The sequence below is a fragment of the Planococcus sp. 107-1 genome (assembly GCF_021513255.1).
Classification (GTDB): domain Bacteria; phylum Bacillota; class Bacilli; order Bacillales_A; family Planococcaceae; genus Planococcus.
Genome location: NZ_CP090977.1, coordinates 3,372,372 through 3,385,740 on the forward strand (window position 1 = coordinate 3,372,372; position 13,369 = coordinate 3,385,740).

Consider the following 13,369-nt stretch of genomic DNA (forward strand, 5'->3'; position numbering starts at 1 on the left):
TTTTTTGGTAATTCCAATGTAGCGGCGAACCGCCTCCTCCTGCTATCCAAATCTTGCTGTAATAAAAAAATCAACCAAGCACCTCGCAAGAGATGTTTGGTTGATTTTCTTTTTAATCCAGCTGTTCTTCTTCCAGCAGCTTGAAGCCTTCGATCATCGTGTCTTCTTCCACTTCGATCAAGATGCAGCGCTTGCCGTTGTAATTGACTTGTTTAACATAGCGCAAGTCTTGCGGACTGATTTTGATCTCCGCGACTTTCGTGTTGATCTTGATGGATTTCGATGCGTAGCTCGGCACGACATGGCTTGCTTTCATTTCGTAGTTTTTGTCTTCCACGACTTGCTGAAAAGCGCGTTCCACTTTTTCAGCACTGATGTCTTTCACGCCGCTTGCCTTCAGCACCCGCGTCACTTCCACCGTATCCAAAACAGGAATTTCCACGTCTTCTTTCTCCGCTTCTTTTTCCACTTCAAGCATGAGGTTGATTTCATCATAGAGGCCAGCTAAGGTCCGGGAATTCACTTCTTCGCCGATCACCGCTTTGACAATTTCCTCGAACACCGCTTTGTCTTCCTCCGCCGTGACGATTTCGTCGCCGTTCAGCACATTTTCGATAAACTGGAAATCCGGCTTATTCGCTTTGCTCGCCGAGTAGACGATGTGGTTGATGTCTGCGGCATTGTCCGTGAAGCCCGGAAACAGGAAGCCTCCCACTGGTGAAGTTAATTTGATCACCGGATCGAGCAGGGTATTCGATTTGAATTCCTTTTCGGCAAAATCAAACACGAGCGAGCTTTTCGGCAATTCGGTCTGATTCATGCTGCCGAGGATGAACGGCGTCGTGTACACTTCATCGCGCATATCGATTTCGGTTTCATCCGCTTCGCGCTTCGTCGTCTTGAAATACGTCCCGCGGATAAATGTGATGACCATGTCCTTCTCAAACGGTTTTTCTTCAATCATTTTTAACGCGATACGCTGCATGTTTTCCTGCCATTCCGCAGCCTCTTTTGTTTCAAGCCCTTCATACAATAAGCGCTGCGTATGGTCTGCCTGCCCTTCTTCCTGCGGCAGAAACTTCACTTCAAACAGTTTGGCATCGAGCTTCCCGCCCAATACCTTTTTAAAATTGGCTAAAAACAGCTCTTGCTGCTCCCGGTCGAGCAGTGAAAACGAACGGCTGTCCTCGTGGAAAATTTCCGTCGCTTCTCCCTGGATGTAGACATTGTAAATCTCTGCGATTTTCAGTAGATCCGTATCAAGCTTAAAACGTTTGCGAATATCGGCTATATCTTTGTTATTCATTTTCAATTCCAACTCCCTGGCTCATAAAATCCGTGTGGTGCAAAAAAAGAGCAGCCAAAGCGAAATTCCGGCTTTTGGCGCTCTCTTATTATACCAATAGTTGAAGTCTCACGCGTGGCTCCGAAGCATGCGCGATGATTTCTTTAAGTACGCTTGATTCGGCTTTCGATATAGCTTCTCCGGTTCTCGAGAAAATCCGGCAAAAACAAGGGAATTGCGTCGTAGTCGTCCGCAGCCGTCTTCGGTTTGACGAAATTCGTCTGCTCTGTAGCGACTTCGATCAATAGATTGTTCGGCTCCCGGTAATACAGCGATTCAAAAAAATCGCGCTGCTTAATGCCGGAATATTTGAAGTTGATTTCCAGGATCCGTTCTTCTACTCCAGTTAAGAAGCTCCGGTCTTTTGCATTGAGTGCAATGTGCTGGACGGACCCCACCCCTTGTTCTTCAATATCGCGTGTACGGTCTTCAATGAGGTGAAGCTGCTGTCCGAACAAGGCATTTTCTCCGCCTAATACCGTTACTTGCTGCTGATGATGTTCATATGTCTCGATTAGCTTCAGCTCATGCAAGTCCATAAAAGCACGGGCAGAAGCCTCTGCGTACCGGACGCGGCATTGAAAAGAGTCAATGCCCAAAATCGCATGTTCCAGCGGGATATCGGCTGACTTATGCGGTGCATGTTCAGAAGCCGCTCCTGTTCTTAACGGCGTCAGTGCCAACTGTATGCCGTCCCGGTCTTCAAAATGCAAATACTTTTTGCCTTGATAATATTCAATTTCGCAATTAAATACCTCATGGGCTTCGAACCGGCTCAGCCAGAATTGGAGCGATGCTTCAGAAGGCACTGCAAAAACGGTGCGCTCGAGGCTATTCGTGCCGAATTTCTTTGATGGCGTATTCTGCATTTCAAATACGCTGAATTCAGTTCCCGGCCGTCCTGTTTTGTCGCCGAAGAACAAATGGATCATTTCCACTTCATCCTGGTTCACGGTTTTTAATAGAAATTCCATACCGAGTAGCTTATGATAAAAATCAAAGGTCACGTAACGGTCACGGTTGATGACGGAAACATGATGGATAATCGGACTTGCCATAGGACACCTGCCTTGGTCAGATTGGAGACTTAATTATGGAACAGTTTAACATAGCTTCAAATTCGAATACATCTTTTGCCGTTTTCCACGGCACCGGCGGAAATGAGTATTCCTTGCTGCAAGTTGTCGGGGATATTGATCCGACTGCAGCAATTCGCGCTTATATCGGGGATGTGGGCCAAGGTAAAGAGCGCCGCTTTTTTGCCCCTTTGCAGGATGGCGAACTGGACCGCACCGAGCTTGATACCCATGTTTCGTCCTTCCTGGCCCACTGGGCGCAGCAAAAGCCTGAAGGTACAGTGATCATGATGGGATATTCCAACGGCGCTAATTTCCTTCTGGCGCTCCTCGAGAAGGAACCGGATCTGGCAGATGCTGTCATCTTGCTGCATCCATCTAATCTGGGCTATCAGTTCACCGGGACTTCGGACACTGCGCTGCTTTTGACAGCAGGCGCACGCGATGTCCTATCCAGTCCGGGCGAATCTTTAAAACTGTCAAAAACGCTGGCTGCCCATTTTCCGCATTCCGCGTTTAAGCTATTCGATTACGGCCATGAACTGACGGATGAAGAAGTAAGCTTTATCCGCTCCTGGCTCGCCCGGCAGAAATAGCTGCTAAAAAATAAAAAGTCATGCAAGGCGCGTAAAGTGCCAGCATGATTTTTTATTTTTTGCCTGGAAATTCAAGTCGCAATTCCGATCGATGTATTTTCATAGCTTGGGTCTTTTAATGCTTTCAAGATGAAATGTGCGACATCCGCACGCGGGATGGTCTTCGACTTTTCCGGTACGCCTTCTGCCGCTTCCCGGTATTTTCCGGTGAACGCGCCGTTGGTCAATCCCATCGGACGAACAATGGTATAGATCAGTCCATGCGATGCAATCCAGTCTGCAGAAGCCCGGTGGTCAATAAGCGCGTTCTTTAGCATGCCCATCATCAGCTTCCGCTGAAGCCCGGAAGTTCGTTGTGGATGCCGGCAGATGCCGTATAGACGATCCGCTTCACACCATGCGCTTGCATCCCAGCGACAATGTGTTCAGTCATTTCTTCAAGTTCGGATGATCTTTTCATTCCTTGGCTCGAGCCGAGGCAAGAAACCACGGCATCGTGTCCCGCGATTGCTGCGGACACTTCGGCCGGGTTGAAGGCATCCCCTTGGACCACCGTCAATTTTTCGTGGGCCGTCTCCAGTTTTGCCGGTGTCCGGACAAAAGCCGTAACTTCCAAACCGCTTTCTACTGCTTGTTTCACAACGGATTGGCCTACTCCGCCCGTAGCTCCAAAAACGATGATTTTCATCTTTATTTCCTCCTTTATGGTTTCCCAGTTTCTTCTACCGTTATCATACCTTATTTGCTTAAACTGTCCTGAGGAAATTAGACTTCAAAAAAATCAACTTCAGTTCCTTGTTAATTCAGAGACTGAGTTGATTTACTTTTGTTATCCTTCTGCTATGGAGGTCGGTGTCAATCAAAAATTCAATTAGCTTTTCATAGGTCTGCCGAGCTTGAGGCGTATTCATGATGAATTGATATTCATGGCCAAGTTCTGCTGCTTCTTTTGAATAAAAGACATCGACCACAGTCACACCACTTTCATGCAATTTAGCTGAAAGCTCCATCCCTTGTTCTTCAAACGATCCTGTATTGCCATCGGTGATAAACGTCGGTGGAAAATTGGCTGAAACATGGTCAATCATGGAAGCTTCCCGCACTTTGTCGGAGCTGCTCCATTTTCGTTCCCCTATATACGCCCAGCCGACCCGGTCGAACAGGAAATTGATCAGGAAACTATCGCTGGTTCCTCCGAATTTCGATACATCATAAGGGCCGCAAAATAAGAGAGCGCCCAAAATCTTCTCAGGCGGCACAATCCCTTTAATCCCGATCAATTGGGCATATTCCTCGTCCACTTGTACGTTTACAAACTGGCTGATAATCTGAGCCCCCGCCGAATCCCCAGCGAAATACAGACGATCCATATCCATCCTGTAGGCCTCTGCTTGTTTTCCGATAAATTGATACGCTTCATTTACTTGGTGAAGAGGCGTTGGATACTTGGCTCCCGGAGCCAGTTCATAATTCATATTGACAACGATATAGCCCTTGCTCGCCACCTGCACTGCGTATTCCGTAATGTCGGATTTATCGCCGCCCAGGAAAGCCCCGCCATGCACCCAAAAAATCACCGGAAGCTTGCCGCTGAATTTCTTCGGTGCAATAATATCTAAATTGCCTTTCTTATAGGCCGAGTCATAGGAAAGATCACACTTAATCTGAACCTGTTCCTCGATTTCCTCATAATTGTCTGGCTTCACTGCAACGCCGCCCTCAAACCACCGATACACCAGCATAGCTGTCGGCTTTGGTGACAGGATAAATAACAGCAGAAGCAGCACAATCAGCGCTAAAAATACTGCTAATCCAATAATCACGATGCTTTTTATCTCGTTCACTCTCCGTATCCACTAATATGTTCTATGTCGAATTTATTCCGTTGATTGCCCATATTCAATCTGAAATTTCGTTAATCTTTTGCTATTTACTGCTTTAAACGGCTAATTGTAAAATACAATACCTATGGCAAGGATCGCCTTTTGGATTTTTTTAAGTGGCACCTTTCATTATACACCTATACGGACTTATGCTGCTAAACCTCTAGGAAGAGGAAATCGTAAAGGACTCGTTGTTTTTTTGTTGAATTTAATAATAGCGGGTTGAAAAGAGAGGATGAAATGATGAACATCTATTGTGTGGGCGTATTTAAAGAACTGGATTTGGCAGTGGAGTCTATTGTGGAATTGATCAACACGTTAAACGAAGAGGATTTGGCCATACGGCCGACAGAAAGAAAATGGTCCATTGGTGAATTGCTGGCACACATGTCCGTTCTCTGCAAAGCCGATTTTCTGATTGGCGCTGGCGCTTCTGAAGAAGAGTTGGATCTTTTCTATGCAGAAGCGGAACCTGCTGCTAATCGAAAAGCGATCCAAGAAGCATTGCTGAAAAATTATGCCGATCTAAAAGACGGCATCGGAAAATTGCGGGACGAGGAATTGCTGGCCGAAACCACTTCCTTTTTCGGCATTGCCCATTCCCGCTACGAATGGCTTCTCGACACACAAGCCCACTTATTTCATCACCGTGGGCAATTGCATGCGATGATTGTACATCTACTCAAGCGGGAGCCGAACGTTCCGTTGTTTGAGTAGAGCGTACGGCCTTATTAAATTTAGACAAAGAGAAACCACCTAACAGGAATGGATGAGTTAGATGGCCCCCTCTCAATATGCTATTAAAAGTGCAAAATCAGCGCCTCGGCCACAACAAACAGCCAGATGAAAAACGAGGCGCCGCAAACGATTATTTCAAAAAAATGGATTTTCAATACTTTCAATCCGTTCTGTTGTGCTTTTCGAATCCCAAAAAGGTCGCCATTATTAATGATGTAGATGAAGGTACTGACGACCATCAGGCCGGACAGGGAAAATGCGATGTTGGGCAAATCCGTGGCATAGCGCGGATTGCCGCCTACCTCCATATACAGCGGGATGCCGAATTGTTTGCTCAATACAAAACTCGCCACAATTAAGGTGAATAAAATCAAAGACAGGTTAAAGGGATGCCGGCGGTAGTCGATCCCATCCAAAATTTTTTTCGTTTTCCCCGTAAAATCCAAGTCGTCCGGTTCTTCCACCCGCTTGCCCTGCATCACAAAAAGAAAACCGGCCAAAACGATTCCAATGAAAACATACAAGGCCACCAAATTAAAGACAAGGGACCAACTGGAGAAAGCAGCAAAAACCAGGGTCAAGAGTGCGGTACCGGCTAACCCATTCTCCAGCCTTTTCTTATGGTTCTCCCACTTATTGATAAAGTCCCGATTATCTCTTTTTTCCGTGTGTAAAATCTCGTTATAAAGTGAAATTTTATTTAGGACGAACGCACAGACAACTAGGAGCCAGCCGACTGCGAATGCTAAGGAGACAGATTTAGGATAGAGGGAAATGGCATCGTAATTTTTCAGCACCCAATTTCCGCTTAATGCGACCACAAATATGCCAATAAACATTGTATAGGAAGAAAAAGTTCTCACGTTCACACTTAAAAGACCGCCTTTCCTTGTAGTATGGAGGATGACTGAGTTTTTCATGTTCCATTTTTAATTCTCTGGATCTGTCAAAAGGATCCCTTTTTAATGATGCCTTTTCTTATCCATTCCCCTAACTATATAGGAGGTGTTCAAATGCGACAATTAGTTCGGGGCAGCTTCGGGTCTGGCAAATATCGCGAAACACGTGCCTGTTCCAACATAAAAGGGGACGGCCAAAGAGAGTTGATTTCTCTTTCTGCCGTCCTCTTCTTTATCCGCATATACAGAAATTGCACGCTATTTTCACCCTTTTGCCGCATGAAGCCGGCGATGAAGTTCGTGGACCTGCTCTGCCAGTTCAGGAACCGGCCCTTCCACTTGGGCATCCCTGATCACTTCTTCTATGGCCAGGTTGTAGACAGGTCCCTGCTCCACACCCAGCTCACTGAGCCAGCCGGCCAATTGCTTCGATGAAGTCGCATAGAAGATTTTTCCTAATCCGACTTTTCCATGGGCTGCTGAACACATGGGGCAATGCTCCCCGGACGTGTAAACCGTTGCCTTTCTTCTTTCTTCAGGCATCATATGGTTGGCTGCCCATCTCGCAATCGCAAATTCCGGGTGCTGCGTGTAATCGCCGCCTCCCACGTGATTATGGTCTTCAAACAACACTTTCCCTTCAGCTGACACCAAAACGGAACCGAATGGCTCGTCCCCTTTTTCTAAAGCGGTTTCTGCAAGTTCCACGCAACGCCGCAAGTGTTTTAAATCCGTTTCAGTCACCATTTCCGCATCTTCCCCCGTCTCTTCAAATCATATCCAAAGCGATTTCCATCATCTGCGTGAAGGCAGTCTGCCTTTCTTCCTGCGTTGTCTGTTCGTGCGTAATCATGTGGTCGCTCACCGTCAAAATGGTTAAGGCTTTGACGCCCGCACTGGCAGCATTCAAATACAGGCTTGTCGTTTCCATTTCCGCGGCCAGGATCCCCATCTTCGCCCATTTTTCTGTGGCGGTTTCATCTGCATTATAGAAAATATCACTTGATAGGACATTTCCGATATGGACTTTGTACTCTTTTTCATCCGCCGCTTTTTTGGCCTTCTCCAATAGATCATAAGAAGCGGTCAGCGGAAATTGCCCCGGCAGATTCCATTGATGGGCATAATCCGAATCCGTTGCCGCGCCCATTGCGAATATCAGATCATACAATTTGATTTCCTTTTGCATGGCACCACAAGAGCCGATACGAATTAAATTCTTAACACCAAATACGTTGATCAATTCCCAAGAGTAGATCGCCATGCTCGGCGTCCCCATGCCGGTACCCATTACAGAAACTTTCTTCCCCTTGTATTCTCCTGTATAGCCCAGCATGCCCCTGACTTCATTAAACAAAACAGGGTTTTCCAGAAAGGTTTCAGCAATGAATTTGGCACGGTACGGATCTCCCGGCAAAAGAATCGTTTCGGCGATTTCCACTCCGTTGGGCTTGATGTGCGGGGTTTCTTTTACTTCGTTGTTGGTCATTTGAATTGCTCCTTTTCTTTTTACTGTATTTCTTTAGTCTTGACAGAGATATTGGAGCTCAACTGCTGAAGTTTTCAAAATCCCATGAATAAACCACTTCCACGCTGTTCGCGTCTACTTTTGAAAACCCCAATTTCTCCAGTAACCGAGCCGAAGCCATATTCTCCGGCGCTGCTCCGGCCATTATTTTGAAATTCCCTTGCTGCCTGATCCAAACCATCAGCGAATGGACGATTTCATACGCAATCCCTCGTCTTTTAAAGGCTGGGCTCACCGTATAGCCAATCCAGAACGTGTCCACTTCCTTTTTCACGTAGATATCCCCGAGCAGCTTCTGATCGGCTTTCCGGACAACCGCAAATTGCGCCCCGCTTTCCAATGACTGTTCTTTCAATAGCGCTTCTTCATATTCTTCCTTTGAGCGGCCTTTAAAATATTGATGCTTCATCCATTCCGAATTATTGCGGTAGGACATGAAATCATCCAGATCGTCCGCATGAAATGGCCTGACCCAGCATCTTTCTGAGGTGAATAGCAACTCTTTCTCCACTTCTTGAGCCCCCTTGCCGTATTGTATGCCAACCGCTCCGGTCAGTTGATAATTTCACCGGTCTTCTTCGCTGAACTCTCCCGCATTTTTTGCAGTTCAGCGGGTGTCAGCGCCGTCCATTCCGTTTCTTCCCCGACAATTCGCAAAGGTTCTTTCGAGCGGTAGGAGCGTGTTAAATTTCCTGGGAATTTTTTGTCTGTCACATTGGGATCGTTTTCAAATTCGCCGGTCGGTTCCACTTGATAAACGCGTTCTTTTCCTTCTCCTGCTGCTAAAGCGGCTGCAAGTCCCGCGCCATCGGCACCCGCTGCAAAATAGATGTGGTTCATCTTGAGCCCGTCCCTGTAATTTGAATTACCGCCAGCGGTCAATAGATCACCGACTGCCAGGTCCGCTTTTGTGCCATGATAAAATGGACCCGTATCAGTTGGCGGGCCCTCAAATGATTGGGCCAGTTCCTCATTTCTTTTTGCGTTCTCCAGATCACCCAATTCTTTATGGCAGTCCGCAATATTTCGATATAAGTTCGGATACGCACTTTTAACATTCTCATCGTTGATTTCCAGTGCACATTGCACGGATCTTTCCATCCACTCCAATTTTTCTTCGGGACTCTTTTGTACACGCCCTAAATGATAAGCTGCAATAAACCGTTCATAGTCATCCGTTGCCGCGTGCCAAGCTTGTTGAAAAGTCTCGGCTGCCTCGGTTGTGTTTCCGCTGTCTTCCAGGGCCATTCCCTTCATGCAAAGTTTAACAACGGCATTGGCTGGGCTGAATTTTGTCTCCATAGAAGGTCCCTCCAATTGAATGTTTTGTCAGTGGCATTTCCATCCTCTTGTCCGATGCTCCGCACAGAATCTTATGGCTGATTGGCTTTATTATATAATAAAAAAACAGCAGCAATCACATACGGAATAGAAAAATTCAGATAAATTCATTGCCTTCATTTAACCCCGCTTTTCATCTCCATCAGGATTTTTTTAAAAATATCCTGCAGTGAAACCTTTTTTCTTATTTATTCCCCTAACTATATAGGAGGTATTTTAATGGAACAATTAGTTCGAGCAGCGATCGCCGGTCAGCAAGAAGCATTTGAACAGTTAGCAGAAACCGAAAAGTCTAAGCTTCTCGCAAAAGCTTACTCCTATGTCGGCAACAAAGAAGACGCATCAGACATCGTACAAGAAACATTGCTGCAGGCGTATAAATCAATTCATCAACTAAAAGAAGCAAAATATTTCTCAACATGGCTATTTAAAATTTTAATTCGGCAATGCTATGCTTTTCTGCGGCAAAAGAAGCGAACTCTTGTCATACAAACTGACCTCATCCAGCAGCAAATAACAGCGCACGAACAGCCCGCTGCCTATGAATTTGTCCATGAGGCGCTTTCTTCACTTCGAAAAGATTATCAGACGGTCCTTGTCCTATTTTATTTTTATGATTTTCCTGTACGAGAAATTGCCTCACTGTTAGATAAGCCAATCAATACGGTCAAAATGCATTTGCATCGCGGCCGCAATCAATTAAAAAAGCAGCTGGAACAACAGATGAACTTACCGGTTACGGAGAAAGAAGTGATCTACATGTTAAAAGAACAACTGGCCCAATCCGCCTTGAATTTTGTGTCGATTCCCCAGGACTATCAATTATTTGTTGAAGATTATTCAAATGAGCAGGCAAAATTCATATGGGCGACGGACGAATTAGACAATGAAATTGGTGTAACCCTTGATCAAAACGGCAAATTAATCGAATTGACCAGACTGCCTTCAACAAACGGGATACATGCAACGATAGAGCAGCAGCAATCGATTGCCGAACAGTTTTTAAGCTCGCACTACGCGGAAGCACTTGATTATTTATCGTTGTCTCAGGTGAGCCAAAAAGAGGAGGAAACCCGGTTCCTTTATGAACAATATGCAGGAGGCTCCCCTCTTGCAAGCTATACCACCAAAATCTCCGTTTCCAAATACGGGGAAATGATTGATTTTAAATACGGCGGGTATACGAAAACACCCCCGGCATTTCCAGCGCAGCTTGCTGGTGAAGAAGCGATTTTGCAGCAACTGCATAAAGCGCCATGGAAGTTATCGTTGAAATATTTAACGACTGACATTTATTCGGTTCCAAACCAGGGCTTGTACCCAGTTTATGAAAGTCCGATCGTTTACCATTCCTTCAATGCCATGACCGGGCAGCCTGCCTTTGAGCATGAACCGGAAGAGCCTGGGACGTTCATCCCTTTTCCAAACACCGCGGCAGTTGAAAAACTGGCGACGATTGAAGACATAATCGGCGTATTGGAGGGAATGGTTAAACTGCGGGAAGTGGAAATCGATGAAAACACACTCGTCGCCGTATGGCGTGGAAAGGACTGGCAAGCGCCAAAAGATAAAACAATGGAGAGCCTCCTTCTTGATCGTATGGAAGATACGGTAAAAGCAAAAGTGGATAAGCATTCCGGGAAGCTCAAGGAATTCATGTGGTTTAAAGAACGTAAAGGTGAGCTGGATTTTTCGTTTGAAGCTTGCCGTGATATCGCTTGTGCATTTATTGCCACGTATTTTGACGAGTATATTCCCTTTCTGCAATTACAAATCGAGGAGCCCTCTTTTAACGGAGTCAATTGCGCATTTTTCACATTCCTGCTGTACGCAGGCCAAGATTTGCAAATAGAAGGTGAACGTTTTTATGTCGGTGTCAACAGAACTACAGGGTTCATTGACATCTTCTGGTCTCCGCGGATGGACTTAGACGAACTTCAATCTTTTGAAGCTTCAACGATCCAACCTTTCGAACAGGTGAAATCCGCCTTGCAGAAAGTCGAGCCTTTCTTGCAATGGTCTAAAACGTACAATGAACATGATTCTGATGATGTCTTAGAATACAAATTAGGGTTGAGAGGAACAAAAGAGCAGGTTGTTGGGATTGATGCGAGGACGGGGGAGCTTATTGTCAGTTGTATTTAGGCAATTAACCGTGAGGAAATGAACTTCATGGTGAAGTGAACTTATTTTTACAGTGTTTCATAAGCAGCGCTTGATTACTCCAATAAAGCAAAAAGGTGCGGTCTTCTCAGTAAAAGAAGACCGCACCTTTTTAATAAACGCTATAAATGATAAGTTTCTGCCTCTTGCTTCCCTGTAAGAAGAAAAAGGCAGGCATTTTCTAAAATCTAATTGTAATACAAGTTCTCAGTTGGATATACCGGATCATTGGTGATATCGATTCCAAGCTTCTTAAAGGTTTGTTCGTTTTCTCTATTCAATATGACCGTGGAATGCGCTTGGGTGTCTTTTAAATTCGGCAATTGCTTATAAGCCAGCTCAGAAGTAGGATTGGTGACCGCACTGATTGCCAGTGCAATGAGCACTTCATTGGCGCTTAATGTCGGGACGCGGCTATTCAAGTCCTCGGTTTTCAAGCGTTGAATCGTTTGTAAAATCATCGGCGACAACAAATCAATTTCATCGGAAATATTGGTCAATTTCTTCAATCCATTCAAAATCGCGGCTGCCGAAGCATCCATCAACGTGGTCGTCCGGCCGGTGATCATCTCGCCACTCGGCAGTTCAAGCGCAATGACGGCTTGTAAATTCGTGCTGTCCAGTTGCGTTTGGACAGCTTTCGCATAGTTGCGGGCCGGCAATACAGGTGCCCGGTCCTCTTTCTTTAAACCGGTCTCTTCCAGAATCACTTGCATGTGGCGTACACTGTCTTCATCGGCAAGCCCTTTTTTATAGTCGTTCTCTACGACGAAACTGCGGCGAATGATTTCCTGCTTGGCAGCTTCTTGGACAACCTTATCATCGGTGATGCCCGATTTCAGGCGATTGACCCCCATATCAGTCGGTGAGCTGTAAACAGACTCTTTGCCGGTAATCCTTTCGATAATCCGTTTGATGACAGGAAACGTCTCAATATCACGATTGTAATTGACGGCTACTTTTCCATATGCCTCGTAGTGGTAATTATCCATCATATTCACGTCTTTTAAATCGACCGTAGCGGCTTCATAAGCGATGTTTACCGGATGCTTTAACGGCAAATTCCAAACGGGAAACGTCTCAAACTTGGCATAGCCGGCTTCATTCCCCCGTTTGTTCTCGTGGTACATTTGGTTAAGGCAGGTAGCAAGCTTTCCGCTGCCCGGGCCCGGGGCCGTTACGACCACAATTGGCTTTGTCGTTTCAATATAAGGATTCGTCGCAAATCCTTCTTCCCCAAGGACCGCGTCCACGTTTGTCGGATACCCTTCGATTTCGCGGTGAATACAGACGCTGATTCCGCTTCTCTCAAGCTTTGTCATAAACACCTTGACTGTTGGCTGCCCTTGATAACGCGTGATCAAGACACTGTTGACAGAAATGCCATATGCCCGGTATTCATCGATTAAGCGCAAGACATCCTGGTCATACGTGATGCCATAATCTTCACGGACTTTGTTTCGTTCGATGTCTCCAGCATACACACAGATGATGATTTCCGCTTTTTCTTTCAGTGTATGCAATAGTTTGATTTTGGCATCTTCATCAAATCCAGGCAAGACACGCTTCGCATGTTTGTCGCCGATCAATTTCCCGCCAAATTCCAGGTAAAGTTTATCGTACTGCTGCACCCGTTCCAGGATGTAAGCTGATTGTTCCTGCAAATATTTCTCCGAATCAAATCCGATTTTTTTCATTAATTTCAGTCCCGCCTTCTCTGCTTCAAGCTTTCTCTTAACTCTATGTGTAAAAACGCCTTAAGAGAAGATCCCAGCTAAAAATTCATCATTTATCATTATA

General features: G+C 45.7%; 14 protein-coding genes. 3 read left to right on the plus strand and 11 right to left on the minus strand.

From position 1 onward, the window contains the following. Window positions 1-112: 112 nt before the first annotated feature. A complete protein-coding gene (locus L0M13_RS17580; protein ID WP_235197703.1) occupies window positions 113-1,306 on the minus strand; it encodes a DUF4317 domain-containing protein in 1,194 nt (397 codons plus the stop codon). A gap of 143 nt (window positions 1,307-1,449) precedes the next feature. Next, a complete protein-coding gene (locus L0M13_RS17585) occupies window positions 1,450-2,403 on the minus strand; it encodes a VOC family protein (protein ID WP_235197704.1) in 954 nt (317 codons plus the stop codon). A gap of 35 nt (window positions 2,404-2,438) precedes the next feature. Between L0M13_RS17585 and L0M13_RS17590 the strand changes: the two genes are divergently transcribed. Further along, window positions 2,439-3,017 (plus strand): alpha/beta hydrolase, encoded by a 579-nt coding sequence (locus L0M13_RS17590; protein WP_235197705.1) that lies wholly within the window; start codon window positions 2,439-2,441, stop codon window positions 3,015-3,017. Window positions 3,018-3,088: 71 nt separating this feature from the next. Here the strand turns inward: L0M13_RS17590 and L0M13_RS18395 are convergent, their stop codons facing one another. The 3 genes from L0M13_RS18395 to L0M13_RS17600 all read right to left on the minus strand — a co-directional run bounded on the left by L0M13_RS18395 (window position 3,089) and on the right by L0M13_RS17600 (window position 4,861). Continuing rightward, window positions 3,089-3,340: an NAD(P)H-binding protein gene (locus L0M13_RS18395; protein ID WP_260107711.1), complete on the minus strand. Its 252-nt coding sequence runs from the start codon at window positions 3,338-3,340 to the stop codon at window positions 3,089-3,091. Between the two features lie 2 nt (window positions 3,341-3,342). Continuing rightward, the gene (locus L0M13_RS18400) at window positions 3,343-3,705 is read right to left on the minus strand and encodes an NAD(P)-dependent oxidoreductase (protein ID WP_260107712.1); all 363 of its coding nucleotides are present in this window, start codon (window positions 3,703-3,705) and stop codon (window positions 3,343-3,345) included. Between the two features lie 115 nt (window positions 3,706-3,820). Next, window positions 3,821-4,861 carry an alpha/beta hydrolase gene (locus L0M13_RS17600; protein WP_235197706.1) on the minus strand — a complete coding sequence of 347 codons (1,041 nt, stop codon included), beginning with the start codon at window positions 4,859-4,861 and terminating at the stop codon, window positions 3,821-3,823. 282 nt (window positions 4,862-5,143) lie between these two features. On the opposite strand from L0M13_RS17600, the gene L0M13_RS17605 reads away from it, so the two are divergent. Then, window positions 5,144-5,617 carry a DinB family protein gene (locus L0M13_RS17605; protein ID WP_235197707.1) on the plus strand — a complete coding sequence of 158 codons (474 nt, stop codon included), beginning with the start codon at window positions 5,144-5,146 and terminating at the stop codon, window positions 5,615-5,617. Window positions 5,618-5,700: 83 nt separating this feature from the next. On the opposite strand, the gene L0M13_RS17610 is transcribed toward L0M13_RS17605, so the two are convergent. The 5 genes from L0M13_RS17610 to arr form a co-directional block, all read right to left on the minus strand. Beyond that, window positions 5,701-6,507, minus strand: a complete 807-nt coding sequence (locus L0M13_RS17610; RefSeq protein ID WP_235197708.1) for a nucleotidyltransferase — start codon at window positions 6,505-6,507, stop codon at window positions 5,701-5,703. A gap of 294 nt (window positions 6,508-6,801) precedes the next feature. Continuing rightward, window positions 6,802-7,284 carry a nucleoside deaminase gene (locus L0M13_RS17615; protein WP_235197709.1) on the minus strand — a complete coding sequence of 161 codons (483 nt, stop codon included), beginning with the start codon at window positions 7,282-7,284 and terminating at the stop codon, window positions 6,802-6,804. A gap of 22 nt (window positions 7,285-7,306) precedes the next feature. Further along, the gene (deoD, locus tag L0M13_RS17620; RefSeq protein ID WP_235197710.1) at window positions 7,307-8,026 is read right to left on the minus strand and encodes a purine-nucleoside phosphorylase; all 720 of its coding nucleotides are present in this window, start codon (window positions 8,024-8,026) and stop codon (window positions 7,307-7,309) included. A gap of 58 nt (window positions 8,027-8,084) precedes the next feature. Then, the gene (locus L0M13_RS17625; protein WP_235197711.1) at window positions 8,085-8,576 is read right to left on the minus strand and encodes a GNAT family N-acetyltransferase; all 492 of its coding nucleotides are present in this window, start codon (window positions 8,574-8,576) and stop codon (window positions 8,085-8,087) included. A 41-nt stretch (window positions 8,577-8,617) separates the two neighbouring features. Continuing rightward, entirely contained in the window at window positions 8,618-9,031 is a 414-nt protein-coding gene (arr, locus tag L0M13_RS17630) for an NAD(+)--rifampin ADP-ribosyltransferase (RefSeq protein WP_235199344.1), read from the minus strand. 594 nt (window positions 9,032-9,625) lie between these two features. Between arr and L0M13_RS17635 the strand changes: the two genes are divergently transcribed. Further along, on the plus strand, window positions 9,626-11,551 hold the full coding sequence (locus tag L0M13_RS17635; protein ID WP_235197712.1) for a sigma-70 family RNA polymerase sigma factor: 1,926 nt from the start codon (window positions 9,626-9,628) through the stop codon (window positions 11,549-11,551). A 206-nt stretch (window positions 11,552-11,757) separates the two neighbouring features. Here L0M13_RS17635 and L0M13_RS17640 read toward each other — a convergent pair whose 3' ends face one another. Continuing rightward, a complete protein-coding gene (locus L0M13_RS17640) occupies window positions 11,758-13,266 on the minus strand; it encodes a DUF1846 domain-containing protein (RefSeq protein ID WP_235197713.1) in 1,509 nt (502 codons plus the stop codon). Between the last annotated feature and the right edge of the window lie 103 nt (window positions 13,267-13,369).

Bases quoted from the DNA above. Each gene is read 5' to 3' on its own strand.
- deoD (WP_235197710.1), bottom strand. From the start codon at position 8,026: ATGACCAACAACGAAGTAAAAGAAACCCCGCACATCAAGCCCAACGGA.
- L0M13_RS18400 (WP_260107712.1), bottom strand. From the start codon at position 3,705: ATGAAAATCATCGTTTTTGGAGCTACGGGCGGAGTAGGCCAATCCGTT.
- L0M13_RS17640 (WP_235197713.1), bottom strand. From the start codon at position 13,266: ATGAAAAAAATCGGATTTGATTCGGAGAAATATTTGCAGGAACAATCA.
- L0M13_RS17605 (WP_235197707.1), top strand. From the start codon at position 5,144: ATGAACATCTATTGTGTGGGCGTATTTAAAGAACTGGATTTGGCAGTG.
- L0M13_RS17635 (WP_235197712.1), top strand. From the start codon at position 9,626: ATGGAACAATTAGTTCGAGCAGCGATCGCCGGTCAGCAAGAAGCATTT.
- L0M13_RS17585 (WP_235197704.1), bottom strand. From the start codon at position 2,403: ATGGCAAGTCCGATTATCCATCATGTTTCCGTCATCAACCGTGACCGT.
- L0M13_RS17580 (WP_235197703.1), bottom strand. From the start codon at position 1,306: ATGAATAACAAAGATATAGCCGATATTCGCAAACGTTTTAAGCTTGAT.
- L0M13_RS17590 (WP_235197705.1), top strand. From the start codon at position 2,439: ATGGAACAGTTTAACATAGCTTCAAATTCGAATACATCTTTTGCCGTT.
- L0M13_RS18395 (WP_260107711.1), bottom strand. From the start codon at position 3,340: ATGGGCATGCTAAAGAACGCGCTTATTGACCACCGGGCTTCTGCAGAC.
- L0M13_RS17615 (WP_235197709.1), bottom strand. From the start codon at position 7,284: ATGGTGACTGAAACGGATTTAAAACACTTGCGGCGTTGCGTGGAACTT.